The sequence below is a fragment of the Sphingomonas aestuarii genome (genome assembly GCF_054457155.1).
In genome coordinates, this window is record NZ_JBTKVV010000002.1 from 402,785 (window position 1) to 421,982 (window position 19,198).

A 19,198-nucleotide genomic window follows, 5' to 3' on the forward strand; every position below is an offset into this window, starting at 1 on the left:
GCAAAAATCAGCGCGTCTCCATCCGGATGCCGATGCGGAACTGGCGTCCCAGCAGGTCCGAATAGGTGCTGTTCGCGGCCAGCCCGGTTTCGGGAAGGATCAGCGCATCGCGGTTGAACAGGTTGGTCACGTTGACGAAGAACTGCGCTTCCGAAGCACTGCCGAAGCGGATTTTCTGCGTCACGTTCAGATCGGCGTAAAACAGGCCGCTGACCCGGTTCGATTCATAGGTTGGGAACTGCGTGGTCGATACCGGGCAGGTCGTCTGGCATTCGATGCCGTTCGCGACATATTTACCCGCGCTGATGCCGCGACCGACAGCGGTGATCGAGAAATCCTCGGTGTCGTAGCTTGCGTTGACGCGGTACATCCAGGTCGGCGTGCCGCCTTGTCCGCCATTTACGCCCACCGTGTTGAGCACCACCGATTGTGGCACGCCGCTGTCGAAGCGGTTTTCGATGTAGCGGGTGGCGACGCCGCGGATGGTGAACATGCCGTCCGCATCGGCGAACAGCCGGTTGAGCGGCAGACGATAGGACGCGTCGATATCCACGCCGCGAACCTGCTGGCTTGCCGCGTTGAACGGCTGGCTGCGGATGATCAGATAGGGCTGCGCCGGGTTCTGCGTGCGGGCCGGATCGGTGCTGATCGCGTCGCAGAAGGCTGCATTGCCGAGATAGCAGAGATTGACGATCTGCTGCGCGCTGAACGTGCTGATGCCCTGATCGACATTGATGTCGAAATAATCGACCGACAGGTTGAAGCCCGGCAGGAAGGTCGGCGACAGGACCACGCCCACATTCCACTGATCGGCCTTTTCCGCTTCCAGGTTCGGGTTGCCGGTGGCGAAACCCGAATAGCTGTAACCGGCCTGTGGCGGCTGGCCCGCCGGCACGAAGGGCGGACTTTCGCCGTTGACGAAACCGGGATTGCCGACCGAGTCGCTGTTTGCCGAACCGGCCTGGAACAGATCGTTCAGGTTGGGCGCGCGAATGTCGCGCGACCGCGTGACGCGGAAGCGGATATCGTCGATCGGCTGCCACGTCGCACCCGCCTTCCAGGTGGTGACATAGCCTGCCGTCGAATAATCGGTCGCACGCACCGCGCCGTTGAATTCGAGGCCCAGGCCAAGCGGCACGACCGTTTCCAGATAGGCTTCCTTCACGTCGTAGCGCCCGACGCTGGCCAGATAGTTGCCGACCGACCAGCGGTTCGACGCGCCGGTGACGTTGCCGTTGGCGTCGCGGATCGGCACCGGCTGGAATTCGTCGGGGACGAAGCCGTTGATCTTTTCCTCGCGATATTCGGCGCCGACGGCGATGCTGACATCGCCTGCCCAGGTCGCGAACGGCGTGGTCGAAAGGTTCACACCCGCGGCAATCTGTTCCAGCGTCTGTTCGCGGTAGGGATCGCCGAGCACATAGGGGATAGCCGCCGGATTGGCGACGCCCAGACCCAGCCGGTTCAGCGGAATGCAGTTGCGGTCGTCGTTGGCGGTGCTGGCGTCCAGATTGATCGTGCACTGGATCGACCCGACCGCGAACCCGCCGGGGTTTCCGGCCTGCGCGAAGGCGACGTTGGTTGCGTCGCGCAATCGGGCGATATTCTGGATGTTGCGCAACTGCTCGCGCGTGTCGACGCGGCCATATTGGCCGTAGAGATTCCACGGCGCCGCTTTACCGAACAGGCCAAGATCGCCTTCCGCGCCGATCGTGTAGCGCTGCGCCTCGCGCTTGTTGTCGACGGCGCGGAACGGCAGGTCGGCGAAGGTGGTGGCGACGGTCACGCTGGTAATGCCCTGTAACCGAGCAGGGCCGAGCGCATTGTAGAGGAACGCGTTGCAGGTGATGGGGGCGGCAGCGGGCGTCGCCGCGGTCCCGCACCCGGTTGCGGTCAGGACGGCGCCGGTCGCGAGGTTCGGCCCGGCGTTGAAGAACACTTCCTGCCGGTTATAGGCCCCTTCCGCAAACAGCGTTACGCCATCGGCGACCTCATAGCTGAGGCGACCGAACACGCCGTAACGGTCGTCCTCGGGATCGAGACCGATCCGCCTGCCGGAATCGTTGACCTGCCAGCTGCCACCCTGCGTCCTGAGCGGCACGGCGGTTCCCGTCGGCGACGGAAAGGTCAGCGCGCCATATTGATATTGCAGCACTTCGCCATTCGAACCGAAATAGATGCCGCGCAGCCGATTGGCCACGCCTCCTGCGGAGTTGGTAATCAACCCGCCCGGCGTGGAATTGGCCGCTCCGGCGCCGCGCACGAAGATGTAGAAGGGCACGCTCGAATTGGTCGCCGCATTGTAGGCCGGGTTTTCGAACCGCAGGAAACCCTGCTGGTTCCAGTCGCGCCCGATGGTCGAAAAGATGCCGTCGCGGTGCGCCAGCTCGCCGCTGAGCAGGATATGTCCGCGCCCGCCCGCGAACGACATGCCGCCCGCAACCCCGAACGAATAATTGAAGCCGTCGCCTTCCTCGGTAATCCCGCTGTCGGCCGTAACTTTCAGCCCTTGATAATCCTTGTCGAGCACGAAGTTGACGACACCCGCCACAGCGTCCGAACCATAGGCGGCCGATGCGCCGCCGGTCACGACCTCGACCCGTTCGATCAGCGCCTGGGGAAGCGTGTTGACATCGACCAGTCCGTTGATCGTCGATGGCACTGCGCGCCTGCCGTCGAGCAGCACCAATGTGCGTTCGGAGCCGAGATTACGCAGGTTGAGCGCGTTGATCCCGGCCTGGCCGCTCGACAGGTTGAGGCGCGAGTTGGCGGGTTTGGTCGATCCCGCCATCGACGGCAGCTGGTTGACGAAATCGGCGATGTTGTTCGATGGCGAGCTGTTCTGGATATCCTCCAGCGTCAGTACGGTCAGCGGCGTCGGTGCCTGGAATCCGTCGCGGGCGACGCGCGTGCCGGTGACGACGACGTTCCCTTCCGCGGCTTGTTCCTCCGGCGTCTGCGGCGCGTCTTGCAACGCGGTCGCCGTGGCGGCCGTGCCGAGCGCAACTTCCTGCGCGGAGGCGGGCGCGGCGAGCGCCACGAGCATCGACGCGGCGCTGGCCGACATCGACAGGCGGATCATGCGTTGGGTGGATGTGGCGCGATAATTCATGGAAGCCCCCGCTACCGATGATGACGGAACCGACCGTCATCCTGTTGCAACGATACTGCCCTAGGACGCTGAGGCGCCGTTCGGACATTCGATTGCCGCTTCCCCGTTCGTGCCGTTCCCCTGTGCGGGATCAGAACGGCCCGAACCGCTGAAATTGGCTCCCTGCCAGCCGCCGGTCGCCCGCCCGAAACGGGTCGTGATCGATCGGTCAGCCAAGGGCAAATCGTGCCGGTAGGGCGCGAACATCGTCAAGGCGTTGGGCGCTTCTATGCCTTTGCTGGTCCATAGCCCAAGGGCATGATCCTGCCTGTCCATAGCCTTGCCTTATGACGGTGGCAGTCCTTGCCATGAGACGCAGGGCATTCGCGGCCTAGACTGGCGGCACCATCCACGCGGATTACGCCATGCCGACGCAGGAGGAAGAAATTGCTCGACCGCCGCTCCTTTCTGCTGGGTTCAACGGCGATCCTGGCCTTTGCCCCTGACATGGTCCGCGCGACCCAGGCGGCGCGGCGCGCGAGCGTGAAGGGGGCATCCGCCCCGATCGAGATCATCGACGACGCGATGGGCGTGCCGCATATCCGCGCGCAATCGAAGCGCGATGCCTTCTTCGGCCAGGGCTATGTCGTCGCGCGCGACCGGCTGTTCCAGATCGACCTGGGCCGCCGGGGAGAGATGGGGCGGATGGCCGAGGCATTCGGGCCAGGCTTCGCAGAGGCCGACCGGCGCGCGCGGCTCTTCCATTATCGCGGCGATATCGCGGCGGAACTCGCGGGCATTCCCGCGGAGGTGCTCGACTGCGCGCAGGGCTATGTCGATGGCGTCAACGCCCGCATGGCGGAGGTCGAGGCAAACCCCGCGCTGCTCCCGGCGGAATACCGTATCCTAAACCTGAGGCCGATGCGCTGGCACATTACCGACATGGTGATCGCGCGCGGGGCATCGAGCGGCAACATGACCGACGAGGTGCGCCGTGCGCGGTTGCACGCGATGGGCCTCGCGCATCTCGACGCGCTGATCGCGCCGCTGCGCCCGGCCTGGACGCTGACCGTGCCGGAGGGGCTGGATACGGCCGCAGTGTCGGAAGCCGATCTGGGCGTGTTGCTGGCGACGCGCGGCGGACTGCCGTTCAGCACCTCCACGCCTGCCGCCAATCCCGACGACCCCGATCAGGGGCCGGACGACGACGTGATCGAGCGCGGCAATGCCGGAAGCAATGCGTGGACGGTGGACGGCAGCCGTACCGCGACCGGACGACCGATCCTGGCCAACGATCCGCATCTCGGCATCGGCGGGTTCGGTCCGCGCCATGTGTCGCATCTGACCGCGCCCGGCCTCGACGTGATCGGCGGGGGGGCGCCCGGCCTGCCTGGCATCATGCAGGGGCATACCGATCGTTTCGCCTTTGGCCGCACCAATTTCCACATCGACGGGGACGACCTGTTCATCCTCGAAACCCATCCCGACGATCCGATGCGTTACCGCCACGACGGCGAATGGAAGCGCTTCACCGTTCACCGCGATACGATCAAAGTCGCGGGCGAGGCCGACCGGGTGGTCGAGCAATATTATTCGGTGCACGGCCCCGTCGGCGCGCGCGACCCCGCCAGACGGCGGGCAAGTGCGGTGGCGTCGATCGACTATCGGCCCGGCGGCTGCGGCTGGTTCGCGATGATCGCGATCAACCTGTCGCGCGACTGGGAGAGCCTGAAATCGGCGTTCCGCCTCCATCCTTCGCCGACCAATTTCCATTATGCTGACATCGACGGCAATACCGGCTGGCAGGTGATCGGCCATGCGCCCGTAAGGAAGCGCGGCGACGGGTTGATGCCGGTGCCGGGCGACGGACGCTACGACTGGACCGGGCGGATCATGTATGACCGGCTGCCGTCTAGCTATAATCCCGCACCCGGCTGGTTCGCCTCTGCCAACCAGAACAACATTCCGGCGGACTATCCGTTCAAGGCCAATCCGCTCGCCTTCTCGTTTCGCGATCCGTACCGATACGAGCGGATCAAATCGGTGCTGGAGGTTCAGGACAAGCACAGCATCGCCGACAGCGTGACGTTGCTCCACGACACTTATTCGACGCCCGCCCGCCAGCTTCAGGCGTTGTTGCCCAAGACCGCGGACGGCGACGCCGGGCTCGCGCTCGCCATGCTGCGCGACTGGGATGGACGCATCGATGGGGATAGCGGTGCGGCGGCGCTCTATCAGATCCTTTGGCGCGAACTCGGCAACCGGCTGCGCGGACTGATTATCCCCGAACGTGCCCGCGAACTGGTGGATTCGCTGTCGCCCTCGGTCGTGCTCGGCCTAATCGCGCATCCCGACGCGCGGCTGGGTGCGGAACCGGTAAAGGCGCGCGATACGCTGCTGCTCGCCGCGCTCGCCACCGCCTGGTTCAGCGCGAAGCGGCTGATGGGGGACGATCCTGCGGCGTGGCGCTGGGCGACGCTGCACCGGGTCCGCATCGCGCATCCGCTCTCCAGCATCCCCGCCATCGCCAGGGCGTTTCCGCCGATCGAGGGCGAGGGGACCGGCGGCGATTCCTATACCCCGATGGCGCGCTGGATTCCGTCGTCGAGCTGGCGCGTGTCGGGCGGCGCCAGCTATCTGATGGTGTGCGACGTGGGCGCGTGGGACAATAGCGTATTCCTGATGCTGCCGGGTCAATCCGCCGATCCGAACTCGCCGCATTATCGCGATTTCTATCGCCCCTGGGTGAACGAGCAGATGCAGCCCTTGCTGTTCAGCCGTGCGCGGGTCGATGCAGCGGCGAAGTCGCGTACCATGCTGGCGCCTGCGTCGTGATGCGGCGGATCGGGATGGCCGGACTGGCGCTGGTGACGATTGGCGCGGCCCCTGACCAAACCCGCGTCGACGTCGCAATCCGCGGTGGCACCATTTACACGGGTGCGGAAGCGCCGCCCGTCACCGGCGATGTCGAGATGGTCGGCGACCGGATCGTCTATGTCGGACCCCCGCGGCAGACACCGGCGTCCAAGGTCGTCGATGCACGCGGCAAGATCGTCGCGCCTGGCTTCATCGATCCGCACACCCATCCCGACACTTACATCCGCGCGGCCGATGCCAAGGCGCGGCTCAACCTGCCCTGGCTTGCGCAGGGCGTCTCGACCATCGTCATCGGCGTCGATGGCGGCGGTACGCCCGATGTGGCAGCGGACGCGGCCAAGCTCCAGGCAAGCGGGATCGGCACCAATGTCGCGCACATGGTCGGTTTCGGCGCGATCCGCAGCCGGGTGCTGGGGCAGGACGATCGCGCGCCGAGCGCGGATGAACTGGCACGGATGCGCGGTCTCGCGGCGAAAGCGATGTGCGAAGGCGCGATGGGGCTGTCCACCGGGCTGTTCTACGCCCCGCAGAGTTTCGCCAAGACGGAGGAAGTGATCGCGGTCGCGCGCGAAGTCGGGTCGCGCGGCGGCCTTTATGACACGCACCAGCGCGACGAATCCACCTATTCGATCGGTCTGATCGCTTCCACCGAGGAAGCGCTGCGTATCGGGCGTGAGGCAAACATGCCCGTGCATTTCGCGCATCTGAAGGCATTGGGCGTCGATCTCCACGGCCAGGCGCCGAAACTGATCGCGACGATCGAGGCGGCCCGGAAAGCCGGGCAGCAGGTGACCGCCGACCAGTATCCCTGGCTCGCTTCGGGCACCAGTCTCGACGCGGCGCTCGTCCCGAGATGGGCGGTGGATGGCGGCTACAAGGCGATGATCGCGCGGTTCGACGAACCTGCGACGCTGGCGCGCATCCGCAAGGAGATGGCCGAAAATCTACGTCGTCGCGGGGGCGCGGAGTCCATCCTGCTCACCGCTCAGGGCCAGCCCTGGACCGGTCGCACCTTGGGGCAGATGGGCGCGACGTGGAGCCTCGATCCCGTCGACGCCGCGGTCCGCATCCTGCGCACGCCGAATGCCGCGGGAACCGGCGCGCGCGGCGTCGGTGTGGCGTCGTTCAACATGGCGCAGGGCGATGTCGACCGGATCATGCAACAGCCCTGGGTGCTGACCGCCTCCGACGGATCGGACGGCCATCCGCGCCAGTACGCGACCTTCCCGGAGAAATATCAGCGCTATGTCCGCGAGCGGAAGGTTGTCGACATGGCTGCGTTCATCCGCCGCTCCACGGGGCTGACCGCCGACACCTATAAGATCGCCGAACGCGGCTATCTGAAACCCGGTCATTATGCCGATGTCGTCGTGTTCGATCCCGTGAACTTCGCACCGCGCGCCGATTATGTGAACCCGCGCGTGCCCAGCGTCGGGGTGGAGGCACTGTTCGTCAACGGACGGCTTGCGCTCGACAGGGGCAAGGCGACCGGCACCGCTGCGGGCCGCGCGCTGCTGCGTTCCCGCCCTGCCGATTGTCCGGCATCATAGCCCCGCGTTATAGGAGGCGCGCGCACCGCGATTGTTCGTGCGCTGGCGTTCGCGCTTACTCCTCAATCTCCACCTGATCGAGATCCGCGATGATCGCTGCGCCCTATCTCCTCTATCTCGGCCATTCCGACGATCCGGTCGGAATCAAGACTTCGCGCGGGCTGGCCGCGTTTCGACGGCAAGATTGCGTCGGCGAGTTCCGCCACGACGATTGCCCGCTGACCCTTGGCCTGCCGCGCATGACGATCGACGAAGCGCGGGCGGCGGGTGCGCGGACAATGGTCCTTGGCATTGCCAATGCAGGCGGGACGCTCGGTCCGTCGCTGATCGACGACGCGCTGGCGGCGATCGCGGCGGGGATGGACGTGGCCTCAGGCCTGCACCAGCGGCTGCGCGACAATCCGCAGCTGGTCGCGGCGGCTCAGGGCTCAGGCGTCCGTCTGATCGACGTGCGCGACCCCCCCGCCGATTTGAAAGTCGGCAGCGGAAAGCGACGCGCGGGCAACCGCTTGCTGACCGTCGGCACCGATTGTTCGGTGGGCAAGATGTATGCGACGCTGTGCTTGCGGGACGCCTTTGTCGCGCGCGGCGTGCAGGCCGATTTCCGCGCCACCGGCCAGACGGGGATTCTGATCGCAGGCGACGGGGTGCCGCTGGACGCGGTGGTTGCGGACTTCATCTCGGGCGCGATCGAAATGCTTTCCCCCGCGCGCGAGGACGACGGCTGGGATCTGATCGAGGGACAAGGGTCGTTGTTCCATGCCTCGTTCGCAGGCGTATCGACCGGCCTGCTCCACGGTGCGCAGGCCAAGGCGCTGGTGCTGTGTCACGATCCGGCGCGCGAACATATGCGCGGCCTGCCGCATTTCGCCGTGCCCGATCTCGCCGAATGCCTGGAGGCGAACCTCAACGTCGCGCGGCTGACCAGCCCCGATGTGCAGGCGGTCGGCGTCGCGCTCAACACCGTATCGCTGGACGAAGCTGCGGCGCGAAGGTTGTGCGAGGAAACGTCCGCGCGGCTGGGCCTGCCGACCACCGACCCGTATCGCTTCGGCGCCGACACTATCGTGGACTGGACCCTCGAATGTTTCGCACCCTCGACGCACGCCACGACCGCTACCGGCTGAAGGCCCCGTTCCGCATTTCGCGCGGGGTGAAGACCGACGCCGATGTCGTTACCGTGACGATCCGTCAGGGGGATCATGTCGGGCGCGGCGAAGGCGTGCCCTATGCCCGTTATGGCGAAAGCATCGAAAGCGCCCTGACCGCGATCGAGGGCGCTCGCGATCTGATCGAAACCGGGGGCAACCGCGCTGCACTGGCCGCAGCGATGCCCGCGAGCGCCGCGCGCAATGCCATCGACAATGCGTTGTGGGATCTCGAATCGAGGTTGGGGGGACGCAGCGTGTCCGCGCTTGCGGGCCTGCCCGAGCCGCTCGCTCTCCCCTCGGCGATCACCATCGGGCTCGACGCGCCGCAGGCGATGGCCGCTGCCGCCGCGCGCGCCGCCGATGTCCCGCTGCTCAAGGTCAAGGTCGATGCCAGCGACCCGCGCGCGCAGATCGCCGCCGTTCGCGAGGTCGCACCCGGTCCGCGCCTGATCGTCGATCCCAACGAGAGCTGGACGATCGACACCATCGCCGAACTCCACGATTTCCTGATCGCATCGCGCGTCGATCTGCTCGAACAGCCGCTCCCTGCGGGCAAGGATGCCGCACTCGCCGATTTCGCCACGCCGCTGTCGATCTGCGCCGACGAATCGCTCCACACCGCGCGCGATCTCGAATCGCTGGTCGGCCGCTACAGCCATGTGAACGTGAAGCTCGACAAGACCGGCGGGCTGACCGAGGCGCTGGTGCTGGCACGCATGGCAAAGGCACGCGGGTTCGGTTTGATGGTCGGCTGCATGGTCGCATCGTCGTTGGGGATCGTGCCCGCAATGGCACTGGCGGGGGAGGCGGAATTCGTTGATCTCGACGGGCCGCTCTGGCTGGCCGAGGATTACGTAGGCGGCGTGACCGATATCGCGGGTATGCTACACCCGGCGCGCAAAGGGTTCTGGGGCGACGGGGTTAGCGGATGACGATGGTGCGCGCGTGGTTTGCGATTCCGCTGTGGAAACGCGTGGTCGGCGCGCTCGTCCTCGGCATCCTGCTCGGCGCGCTCGCGCCTGCATGGGCGCCCGCGGTGCAGATATTGGGCGACATCTTCGTCCGGCTCATCAAGATGCTGGTGGTGCCGGTCGCGCTGGTCACCATCGCCGCAGGGATCGCGACGATCGGCGATCCGCGGCGGCTGGGGCCGATCGGCGGGCGTACCGTCGCGCTATTCGCGATGACGACGCTGATCGCGGTGACGGTCGGCATGACGCTGGGACTGCTGACCCGCCCTGGCGAGGGCATCGTGCTGGGCGGCGTCACCGCGCACGCGCTGGGTGCGCCCGTCACCCCCTATGACCAGTTGCTGGGGATCATCCCTGCCAACATCATCGACGCACTGGCGCGCGGCGACATGCTGGCGATCATCTTCGTCGCGGTACTGCTCGGCATCGGCAGCGTGGTCGCAGGCGAAGCAGGCAAGCCGGTCGTCGCGCTGCTGCAATCGCTTTCGAACGTCCTGCTGCACATCGTCCGCATCGTGATGGAGTTCACCCCGTTCGGCGTGTTCGCGCTGATCGCGAACGCCATCGCCACCAATGGCGCGGCATTGTTCGTCAATGTCGGCTGGCTGGCGCTGTGCGTGATCCTCGGCTCGCTGATCCAGATGGCGATCCATAGCGGCCTGCTCGCCAGCATCGCGCGCTTGTCCGTCGCGCGTTTCTATCGCGGGATCACCGATGCGCTGGCGGTCGCCTTCTCCACCGCCTCATCCTCCGCCACGCTGCCGGTCGCGATGCGCGTCGCCAGCGATAATCTGGGAGTCGCGAAACCCATCGCCTTCACCGTGCTGCCGCTGGGCGCAAGCATCGGCAAGGACGGGACCGCGCTCTATGTCGGGCTGATGGGCCAGTTCGCGTTGCAGGCGCTGGGCATCACCCCCGACTGGGTGATGCTGGCGATCATGCTCGCAACCGGCGCGCTCGCCGCATTTGGCACCGCGCCGGTGCCGTCGGCATCGCTGTTCATGCTCGCGGCGATGCTCGCCTCGGTCGGGGTCAGCGCCGAACAGACCGCGCTGATCGTGGGGCTTGTCCTGCCGTTCGACCGGTTGCTCGACATGACGCGCACCGTGCCCAGCGCTTCGGCCAACCTGACCGTGACGACGCTCGTCGCCCATGCGGAGGGCGCGATCGACCGCGACCGGTTCAGCGGACAAGCCACCGCGTGACGCGGGCAGTGCGCATGGCTATGCTCGGCCAAGCATGAACCTTCGCCACATCGAGATTTTCCACGCCGTCTATGTGAACGGATCGGTCAGCGCGGCGGCGCGGGCGCTCAACATTTCACAGCCCTCCGTATCAAAGACGCTGCGCCACGCCGAATCGCTGCTCGGTTTCGAGCTGTTTCAGCGCGCCGCCGGGCGGCTGATCCCGACCGACGATGCCCATGCCCTATTCTCCGAAGTCAGCGAAATTCAGGATCGTGTCCACGCCCTGCGTGAAGCGGGCCGCAACCTGCGTCGCGGCGAAGGTGGGATGCTGCGGATCTCGGCATTACCGTCGCTGGCACTGGGCGCGCTGCCAACCGCGGTATCGCATTTCCTGACCGCGCATCCCAAGGTCCGCTTCGACCTTCAGACCGTGCATCACGACGACCTGCTTCGGAAATTGCACGAGCGCGAGACCGATGTCGCGATCGCTTACGAAGTCCCGCCCGCCGCCCCCATCGGCCACAAATGGCTGGGCGAAGGCGAACTGGTGGTCCTCTACCGCGAAGAGGACATGCCCGACGCGCCCCCTCGCCTGGAGCTGGAGGCGCTATGCGGACGCCCGTTCATCAGCTTGGCAGCAAGTGGCCCGATCGGCCTGTTGTTCAGCGCCGAACTCGACCGGCGCGCGGTCGTGCTCGACGAAGTGGTGTCGGCGCGCACCTTTTACATCGCGACCGCTTTGGTGCGCGCCGGCGTCGGACTGACCGTGGTGGATAGCTTCACCGCAGAAGCCGCGATGGGGCCTGGGCTGGCGATGCGCGGGCTCAAACCCTCCATCACCTTCGACGTCCATGCGATGTTCCTATTGAACCGTCCCCCGACCGCGCTCGCGCTCGATTTCCTTAAAACGATGGGTCGCGTCGTCGAGGGTGAATGACACGCGGTTATGACCGCCCGACCATTGCGAATGCGCGTGCCCCTTGCGAAGCCGCGCCCGTCCGATAGCCTGAGCGCCATGATCCGTGCGCCCCTCGCAGCCCTGCTGCTCCTCACCCTGCCCCAGCCCGCTGCCGCCAGCGATCCAATCGAGGACGCTGTCCGTGCGAAACTGGCGGAGGCCGGACCCGGCACGCGCTTCGGCCTCGTCGTGGTGGACGATCAGGGGCGCGAGATCGTGGCGATCGCCCCCGACGACCGCTTCGTCCCCGCCTCCAATACCAAGATGTATTCGACCGCGCTCGCCTATGAAACGCTGAGCGTCGACGGCCCCGACGCGGTGGGCGGGACGCAGGTTCGGTTGGGCGAAGGGCCGCGCCCCGACGTGATCCTGGTCGGACGCGGCGATCCGCGGCTGTCGGGCACGGCGGATTGCACGGTCGATTGCCTCTCCACGCTCGCCGATGCGGTTGCGGCTCGGACGCGCGTAGTGGGCGACGTCATCGGTGACGACACGCTGTTCCCCGACGAGCGCTGGCCGTCGGGGATGAGCTGGAACAACATGACCAGCCGCTACGGCACCGCAATTTCCGCGCTGTCGATCGACGACAACGAATGGCGCGTGAGGGTCACGCCCGGGGCGATCGGAGAGGCCGCGCGCATCGATGGCGATGGGTATGAGGCGATCGACAATCACGTCACCACTGGGACAAAGACCGACCTGTCGACGATGCGGATGCCGGGCAGCGGGCGGCTGCGTGTGTGGGGCACCGTCGCTGCCGGTGCAGCGCCCGAGTTGGTCCGCGTCGGCATCGAAGACCCCGCCCACCGCGCCGCCTGGCTGATGCGCCGGATGCTGGAGGCGCGTGGGGTTCGCGTGACCGGCGATGTCGGCACCCGCCACCGCGCGATTTCGCCGTCCGATGATCCCGCGCGTGGTGCGCCTGCGCCGCAAGTGCCGAACCAGCCCGCGCTTGCGACGCTGACGCCGCCCGCGCTGTCCAACACGCTGACCATCACCAACAAGGTTAGCCAGAATCTCTACGCCGATCTGCTGCTGCGTCGCGCATCGGCAATCACCGGCAGCGGATCGGTCGCAGATGGACAGGCGGCGATCGAGGCGATGCTGACCCGCGCAGGCGTCGCGCGGCACCAGTACGACTTTTCCGACGGCTCCGGCATGTCGACCTATAATCGTCTGTCGCCGCGCGGCACCGTCACCTTCCTGCGCTGGACGCAGACTCGCCCCTGGGGCGCGGCGTTTCGCGAGACGCTTCCGATTGCGGGCAAGGATGGCACGCTGTCGCGCCGCTTCACCGGCACGCCGCTCGAAGGACGGTTGTTCGCCAAGACCGGCAGCCTGAATGCGTCGAACGCGCTGTCGGGGTTCATCACCGCCAAAAGCGGCCGGACGCTGACCTTTGCAAGCTTCGCCAACGACATGCCCGCCGACAAATCGGTGCGCGACACGGTGGACGCGGCGCTAAACCTGATCGCCGACGCTTACTGATCGGTCCCAGGCCGCGATAACCGCGTCGCCGGTTTCGCGGCGTAATCGGACGATGCCGCTGTCCGAATGACGGCTTGGATGCACGCGATTGGTCAGCAATGTCCAGGCAAGCCCGCGCTCGAAATCCACCCACAGCCCGGTGCCGGTAAAGCCGGTATGCCCGATCGTCGCATCCGAACACGCATCCCCGCCGGGCCAGCCATCGGCACGCGCTTCCCAGCCATGCGTGCGGTTGGCGTGAACCCGCGTGCGGATCGCCTCGATCTCGAACGCCGATGCGCTGCCGTCGAGCAACCCGGCCGCGAAATCGAGTACTCCGGCGACCGTGCCGAACAGCCCGGCATGACCGGTGCGCCCGCCCATCGCGAAACAGTTCTCGTCATGCACCGCGCCCTTCATCACCTGTCCGCGCCAACTGCACCGTTCGGTCGCGACCGCCGGGCCGGGCGGTGGTCCCCAGGACAGGCCATCGCCCAGCGGCAAGGCGTCGAGGGATCCCCCCGTCAGCCGCTCGACCACGATCCCCAGCAGGATGAAATTGATGTCGGAATAAACGGGCGGCCCGTGCCGCCATTGGCGTTGCAGCACGAACGCCCGCAGCCGGTCGGGATCATCGCCATAGGTGTAGAGGGGCTCGACCGCAGGCAGAAAGGTGCGATGCGCCAGGCAATCGCGGAACGTCAGCCGCCGTTCGGCTGCCCCCGCCACATCATATTGCCGCAAGTCGGGAATTGCGTCGGTCAACGGCCGGTCGAGGGCGATCCGTCCCTCCTCCGCCAGCCGCAGCACCAACCGCGTCGTCGCGATCACCTTGGTCAGCGAGGCGAGGTCAAACCAGTGATCTGCGGTCAGCGTCTCCGCTTCCGGCTCGACCTGCGCCAGTCCCGCCACACGGGTCGCCCGGCGTCCATCGGCCGCGACGATCCCCAGGATCGCGCCCGGAATGCGCGCGCTCGCCACGCTGGCGGCCGCAGGCTGGAATGCGCGGTCAGCAATGTCGGTCAGCGATGGCATTGGCGGACGGCACTCCTGATGGCTTGATCCGACAACTTGTCGAGTTCCCGCCTGAGGAGGTCAAGGACAAGGCCGACCTTCGACGGCGAATGCGCCGTCCGGTCGCGCAGGGTGCGCCGGATCGTGGCCCGGCTGCGGCGCAGCGCGCGTGATGCGCCCGGTTCGGTTTGGGCGTCAACCGGCTGGTCATCCTCGCGCGGGTAACGTCGGCGACGATGACAAGAAACCGATCCAATCACCGCCGCGGATGGCATGGCGCGAACGACGGCAAGTTCGGGCGCGGGCGAAAGCGCGCGCGCGGTATGCGGTTCAGCTGGGGCGAGTTGCGGCTGGTCGTGCTGGGCGGAATCTTGGCGGGGCTGAGCGTTGCCGCAATGCCCGACGACTGGTTGAACGGCAGGGCGTTCGCGGAGGGCGCGGCGGAGATCGGGTTGGTCGTGCCGGGCGCGGAACCGGAGACAGAGGCCAGAGCAGGCGCAGGCGATGTCGCCCATGCGCGGTTCGACCGTTGTTCCGGCCCGGTGCGCGTCAACTGCGTGGTCGATGGCGACACCTTCTGGATGGACGGCGAGAAGATCCGCATCGCCGATCTGAACGCGCCCGAAGTCTCCAGCCCCAAATGCGCGTCTGAGGCACGACTGGGCGCGCGGGCGACCGATGCGCTGATCGTTCAGCTCAACGCCGGCCCCTTCGCGCTGGAGCGCATCGACCGCGACGAGGACCGCTACGGCCGCAAGCTGCGTCGCGTCACGCGCGGCGGCGAGTCGGTGGGCGAGGCGATGGTGAGCGCGGGCGTCGCGCGCTGGTATGGCGAGGGACGTCGCGGGTGGTGTTGAGGCAGGGTGTGGCCCGCACGGCGTTCGGAAGGTTAGTCGAAAGTTGGTCCAATGCGCGGTTTGCGGGAGGGGGCGGACGAGGCGGTGTTCGGTGCCGTTTCCCCGCGCTTTGACGCCGCTGCCATTGCTCCTCCGCACCCTGCCCGTCCGCCAAGGGAAGTAAGCAAAGTGCGGCGTTGTAGGACAGCGGAAACATCGCACCAGGGAGGGTCAGTTTTTCGACTAAGCCACAATGTTCGTTACTGTTTGGCGCTTTATCTCCACGAGAGTCGTTTCCTCATCGCATTGATGGCAATGTGCGTGGTCAAAGACTGCGCCGTGCACCCAATCCTGGTCTTGTTCATCTCAGTTCGCCCACGCGTCTCGCGAAACCGCTTCGCTTTTGCATTTGATGCACATCATGACGGTCCGCCCTTTAATGATCGTCGGCGGTCCTCCAAAACAGATCGTCAGGCCGGATCGAGCGCTCAACTGGCCAAATCCAAGGGAAGGTCTGCGATATCTCGCAGCCGATCGCCCTCGATCATCATGCCAAGAAGGTTCACCACCTCGTCTTGTCCCAATGCTTCTACCGCTTGGACAAGTTCCGGCAGTGCGAAATGATAGACGCAGTCCAGATCGCCCGTTCCGAGCGCCAAGGAAGCCAGACGGCTGGGTGATGGTTCGCCGGTGACAACAACGATGTGCGGTACGCGGCCCTTACGGCTACGGATCAGGTTCAGTGCTTCGAATCTGGAATTCTGTGCGCGATCGCTGCGCATGGTCCATTTGCACGAAACGGACGCGTGCATCAGCGGCATTGCGTTGTTTCGGTGTCGCAGCGGCGAGCGAAGACCGGAAATTTCATCCAGCGCCAAACCGCTGCTCGCGAAGGCCGCATCGGCAAGTGGCGTGCGGGAAATGACGATATCGGATGCGACCGCGTAATCGCCGCCGACGAACGCCGCCAGATCGGGGTTTGCTTTGGTTATTCGCTGTACTTCGGCCAGATGCGAATATTGCTGATAGCGGGCGATCACCAGTTCGGACCGCGCGTTGATGCATTCGGTTTTCCATTCGCCCGGACGGATCGTTGCCAGATGAGCGAATACCGATTGGATAAACGCGGTCACGGCGGTTTCGAATTCCACACCGGCGGTTTGACCGGCAAGCTTCTTTCCGTCGCGCGCTCCCAGAGTTTCAGCAATAGTGGCAGCGATGCGAACGCTCGATTGCTGGCTACCGTCCGCGTTCGAAGCGACGCCGTCCGATAAAACCAAAAGTCTGTCGCACAAACGATCGTGAAATTCGGCGCGTAAAGCGGTGAGCGAAGCGACCGTCATGCCGCGAACAATTTTCTTACCGACATGGCGACACGCAGGTTGCGGGCGACGGCACAGGCCACCGGCGGGGGGAAGGCGTTGCCGACCTGGCGATAGGCGGTCGTCTTGCGGCCGTAGAATTGCCAGTGGTCGGGAAAGCCTTGCAGGCGAGCGACCATCCGCACCGTCAATCGTGGCATTCCGACGAAATCGGAAGGCGGCGCATCGTCCGACAGGCTGCGTCCCTCAACCCCGAGCGACGCCCATGCCTTTCGGGCGCGAGTGGGACCGAGATCGGGTCCACCATGTTTTTTCGAACCGCCGACGATCGTGGGTGCAATGTCATTGGCGCACCGAGCCCAGACATCGACACCACGCCAGCCATTGGCTCCCATCAAATCACGAAGCAGGTAGCCAACGGGCGCGGGATTGTGCGGTTGAGCGGTCGGCCAGTCGAAAAGATCGGTCATGTCTTTCCTGACAGCGACGATGACGACGCGGGGGCGGAGCTGGGAAACGCCGAAGTCCGACGCGTTGAGCAACCGCCATTCGGTTTGGTAGCCCAGCTTTTCGAGCTGGCGGCGCAGATTGTTCCGGTAATCCTCGAAAACGGCGGACAAAAATCCACGTACATTCTCGATCATCACGGCGCGTGGCCGAATTTCGTCGATCAGGCGCAATGCGGCTGGAAACAGATTGCGTTCGTCCTTATCGCCCAGTTGCTTGCCCGCCACCGAGAATGGCGGACAAGGGAGCCCCGCTGCGAACAAATCAACGCCCTTATAGGGCCGCCCGTCGAAATCGTTCATGTCGGCGGTGTGGACGTCCCAACTGGGACGGTTCAATCGCAGGGTTTTGGCGAAGTCCGGTTCGATCTCGACCAGAGCGGTATGTCCGAAACCGGCTTGTTCGATGCCAAGAGCCTGCCCACCCGCACCGGCGCAAAATTCGATCGACTGCATAACTTCGCTCACGGTTGAGAAGCGGGGACGATATGTTCCCAATACGTTCCGGTCAAGGGTGGCGTTTTTGCTTATCGCCCGCCACGGGGAAAGCCCGTGGCGTCGGTCGGCGCTGTAGCGCCGCCGGCCGGGCGCGCCGCCGGTAGCGCGGATTAGCGTTCGCTAATCCGCTGCGCGACGCGCCTCACTCCGCCGCCACCCCAGCCCGCGAGAACATATCCCCCTCGCCGCCGTCCGCATCCTCATTCGCAGGCGCGACAACCTTTGCCTTCTGGCGCTTGTCGAAGCTGTCCCATACCTCGTTCCAGTTGCCCCGCGTCGCGCCCTTCGAATATTCGGTCGCGCGCTGTTCGAAGAAATTGGCGTGTTCGACGCCGTTGAGCAGCGGGGCGAGCCAGGGGAGGGGGTGTTCGTCGATCATGTAGATCGGCTTCAGCCCAAGCTGCCCCAGCCGCCAGTCGGCGATGTAGCGGATGTATTTCTTGATTTCCTTGGGCGTCATGCCGGTCACCGGACCCTGTTCGAACGCCAGGTCGATGAACGCATCCTCCAGCCGCACCGTGGTCTGGCACATGTCCATGATGTCGCTCTTGACCGATTTGGTCAGGCAATCGCGCTCCTTGGTGAAGGCATGATAGAGGCGGATGATGCCTTCGCAGTGCAGGCTTTCGTCGCGCACGCTCCACGACACGATCTGGCCCATGCCCTTCATCTTGTTGAAGCGCGGAAAGTTCATCAGCATCGCGAAGCTGGCGAACAATTGCAGCCCTTCGGTGAAGCCGCCGAACATCGCCAGCGTCTTGGCGATATCCTCATCGGTATCGACGCCGAAATTCTGCAGATAATCGTGCTTGTCCTTCATCTCGGCATATTCGAGGAACATGCCATATTCGCTTTCCGGCATGCCGATCGTGTCAAGAAGGTGGCTGTAGGCGGCGATGTGCACCGTTTCCATGTTGGAGAAGGCGGCAAGCATCATCTTGACCTCGGTCGGTTTGAACACCCGGCCGTATTTCTCGTGATAGCAATCCTGCACCTCGACATCGGCCTGGGTGAAGAAGCGGAAGATCTGGGTGAGCAGGTTGCGCTCGTGATCGGTCAGCTTCTGTGCCCAGTCGCGGCAATCCTCGCCCAGCGGGACTTCTTCCGGCATCCAGTGGATCTGCTGCTGGCGTTTCCAGAAATCGTACGCCCAGGGATATTCGAAGGGCTTGTAGGTCTTGCGGGCTTCGAGAAGGGACATGGAACGCGCTCCTTTACGGGCTGAATGGCGGACTAAACGGTGGGTTGGGCGACGAGGGCGAAGGTGCCGAGCACCAGCCCCGCGGCAATGGCTAGCCCCGCACAGATCGCCATCAGGCGCGGTGCCTTGGAGGCGCCGTTGCGGGACTGGAACAGACAGGCGATCGCGACGACGAAGGCGATGACGGTCAGCGCGGTGAGCGTGGTTTTCATGGTCGCCTTACCGCTCGTTCTCGATCACGGTGCCGCGCCGGGCGGGGCGTTCGACGACGCGGGTGCGATAGACGGTGCGGCTGCTGCGCGCGCCGACGCCCAAGAACACGACGCCGATGAAATAGCCGAAATCATACCAGCCGCCGTTATTGGGAACGGAGTAAATGGCGATGTCGGCGACGAACAGCGACAGGATCCAGGCGACCGGAAAGATGAAGCCGTGCCACACGCCCCAGAAGAAACCGGGGGCGGCGGGATCGACCCCCGATGCGACCTGCGACGCGCAGGCGGAAAGCGTCGCGGCGGCGGCGATCACAGCAAAAATGCGCACACCTGTTCCCCCGCGCTCAGGCTGAG

Annotated in this window: 16 protein-coding genes; 9 read left to right on the top strand and 7 right to left on the bottom strand. The window is 65.4% G+C overall.

Annotated features, from left to right (window positions below; all coding sequences use genetic code 11):
* Positions 1 to 7: 7 nt before the first annotated feature.
* Positions 8 to 3,112 carry a TonB-dependent receptor plug domain-containing protein gene (locus ACX0GZ_RS05170; RefSeq protein WP_458814052.1) on the bottom strand — a complete coding sequence of 1,035 codons (3,105 nt, stop codon included), beginning with the start codon at positions 3,110 to 3,112 and terminating at the stop codon, positions 8 to 10.
* Positions 3,113 to 3,538: 426 nt separating this feature from the next.
* On the opposite strand from ACX0GZ_RS05170, the gene ACX0GZ_RS05175 reads away from it, so the two are divergent.
* The 7 genes from ACX0GZ_RS05175 to dacB all read left to right on the top strand — a co-directional run bounded on the left by ACX0GZ_RS05175 (position 3,539) and on the right by dacB (position 13,273).
* Positions 3,539 to 5,926, top strand: coding sequence for a penicillin acylase family protein (locus tag ACX0GZ_RS05175; protein WP_458814054.1), 2,388 nt, complete (start codon positions 3,539 to 3,541; stop codon positions 5,924 to 5,926).
* A 14-nt stretch (positions 5,927 to 5,940) separates the two neighbouring features.
* Positions 5,941 to 7,518 (top strand): N-acyl-D-amino-acid deacylase family protein, encoded by a 1,578-nt coding sequence (locus tag ACX0GZ_RS05180; RefSeq protein ID WP_458814338.1) that lies wholly within the window; start codon positions 5,941 to 5,943, stop codon positions 7,516 to 7,518.
* An 89-nt stretch (positions 7,519 to 7,607) separates the two neighbouring features.
* Positions 7,608 to 8,645 (top strand): N-acetyltransferase DgcN, encoded by a 1,038-nt coding sequence (gene dgcN / locus ACX0GZ_RS05185; RefSeq protein WP_458814056.1) that lies wholly within the window; start codon positions 7,608 to 7,610, stop codon positions 8,643 to 8,645.
* Positions 8,603 to 9,601 carry an N-acetyl-D-Glu racemase DgcA gene (gene dgcA, locus ACX0GZ_RS05190; protein WP_458814058.1) on the top strand — a complete coding sequence of 333 codons (999 nt, stop codon included), beginning with the start codon at positions 8,603 to 8,605 and terminating at the stop codon, positions 9,599 to 9,601. The genes dgcN and dgcA overlap by 43 nt, the downstream gene beginning before the upstream one ends.
* Positions 9,598 to 10,845 (top strand): dicarboxylate/amino acid:cation symporter, encoded by a 1,248-nt coding sequence (locus tag ACX0GZ_RS05195; protein WP_458814060.1) that lies wholly within the window; start codon positions 9,598 to 9,600, stop codon positions 10,843 to 10,845. The genes dgcA and ACX0GZ_RS05195 overlap by 4 nt, the downstream gene beginning before the upstream one ends.
* A 34-nt stretch (positions 10,846 to 10,879) precedes the next feature.
* Positions 10,880 to 11,764 (top strand): LysR family transcriptional regulator, encoded by an 885-nt coding sequence (locus tag ACX0GZ_RS05200; protein WP_458814062.1) that lies wholly within the window; start codon positions 10,880 to 10,882, stop codon positions 11,762 to 11,764.
* A gap of 78 nt (positions 11,765 to 11,842) precedes the next feature.
* Positions 11,843 to 13,273: a D-alanyl-D-alanine carboxypeptidase/D-alanyl-D-alanine endopeptidase gene (gene dacB, locus ACX0GZ_RS05205; RefSeq protein WP_458814064.1), complete on the top strand. Its 1,431-nt coding sequence runs from the start codon at positions 11,843 to 11,845 to the stop codon at positions 13,271 to 13,273.
* Here the strand turns inward: dacB and ACX0GZ_RS05210 are convergent.
* Positions 13,247 to 14,287, bottom strand: a complete 1,041-nt coding sequence (locus ACX0GZ_RS05210) for a serine hydrolase domain-containing protein (RefSeq protein WP_458814066.1) — start codon at positions 14,285 to 14,287, stop codon at positions 13,247 to 13,249. The genes dacB and ACX0GZ_RS05210 overlap by 27 nt on opposite strands.
* A 23-nt stretch (positions 14,288 to 14,310) precedes the next feature.
* Here ACX0GZ_RS05210 and ACX0GZ_RS05215 point away from each other — a divergent pair, with 23 nt between their 5' ends.
* Together ACX0GZ_RS05215 and ACX0GZ_RS05220 are read left to right on the top strand one after the other, a co-directional pair.
* Positions 14,311 to 14,439 (top strand): hypothetical protein, encoded by a 129-nt coding sequence (locus ACX0GZ_RS05215; protein ID WP_458814068.1) that lies wholly within the window; start codon positions 14,311 to 14,313, stop codon positions 14,437 to 14,439.
* A gap of 63 nt (positions 14,440 to 14,502) precedes the next feature.
* Positions 14,503 to 15,123 carry a thermonuclease family protein gene (locus ACX0GZ_RS05220; RefSeq protein WP_458814070.1) on the top strand — a complete coding sequence of 207 codons (621 nt, stop codon included), beginning with the start codon at positions 14,503 to 14,505 and terminating at the stop codon, positions 15,121 to 15,123.
* A 467-nt stretch (positions 15,124 to 15,590) separates the two neighbouring features.
* On the opposite strand, the gene ACX0GZ_RS05225 is transcribed toward ACX0GZ_RS05220, so the two are convergent.
* The 5 genes from ACX0GZ_RS05225 to ACX0GZ_RS05245 form a co-directional block, all read right to left on the bottom strand.
* On the bottom strand, positions 15,591 to 16,445 hold the full coding sequence (locus tag ACX0GZ_RS05225) for an NgoMIV family type II restriction endonuclease (RefSeq protein WP_458814072.1): 855 nt from the start codon (positions 16,443 to 16,445) through the stop codon (positions 15,591 to 15,593).
* Positions 16,442 to 17,386: a DNA cytosine methyltransferase gene (locus ACX0GZ_RS05230; RefSeq protein ID WP_458814340.1), complete on the bottom strand. Its 945-nt coding sequence runs from the start codon at positions 17,384 to 17,386 to the stop codon at positions 16,442 to 16,444. The genes ACX0GZ_RS05225 and ACX0GZ_RS05230 overlap by 4 nt, the downstream gene beginning before the upstream one ends.
* Before the next feature lie 184 nt (positions 17,387 to 17,570).
* A complete protein-coding gene (locus ACX0GZ_RS05235) occupies positions 17,571 to 18,629 on the bottom strand; it encodes a ribonucleotide-diphosphate reductase subunit beta (RefSeq protein WP_458814074.1) in 1,059 nt (352 codons plus the stop codon).
* 32 nt (positions 18,630 to 18,661) lie between these two features.
* Positions 18,662 to 18,841, bottom strand: coding sequence for a hypothetical protein (locus ACX0GZ_RS05240; protein ID WP_458814076.1), 180 nt, complete (start codon positions 18,839 to 18,841; stop codon positions 18,662 to 18,664).
* 7 nt (positions 18,842 to 18,848) lie between these two features.
* A complete protein-coding gene (locus tag ACX0GZ_RS05245) occupies positions 18,849 to 19,172 on the bottom strand; it encodes a hypothetical protein (RefSeq protein ID WP_458814078.1) in 324 nt (107 codons plus the stop codon).
* Positions 19,173 to 19,198: the final 26 nt, after the last annotated feature.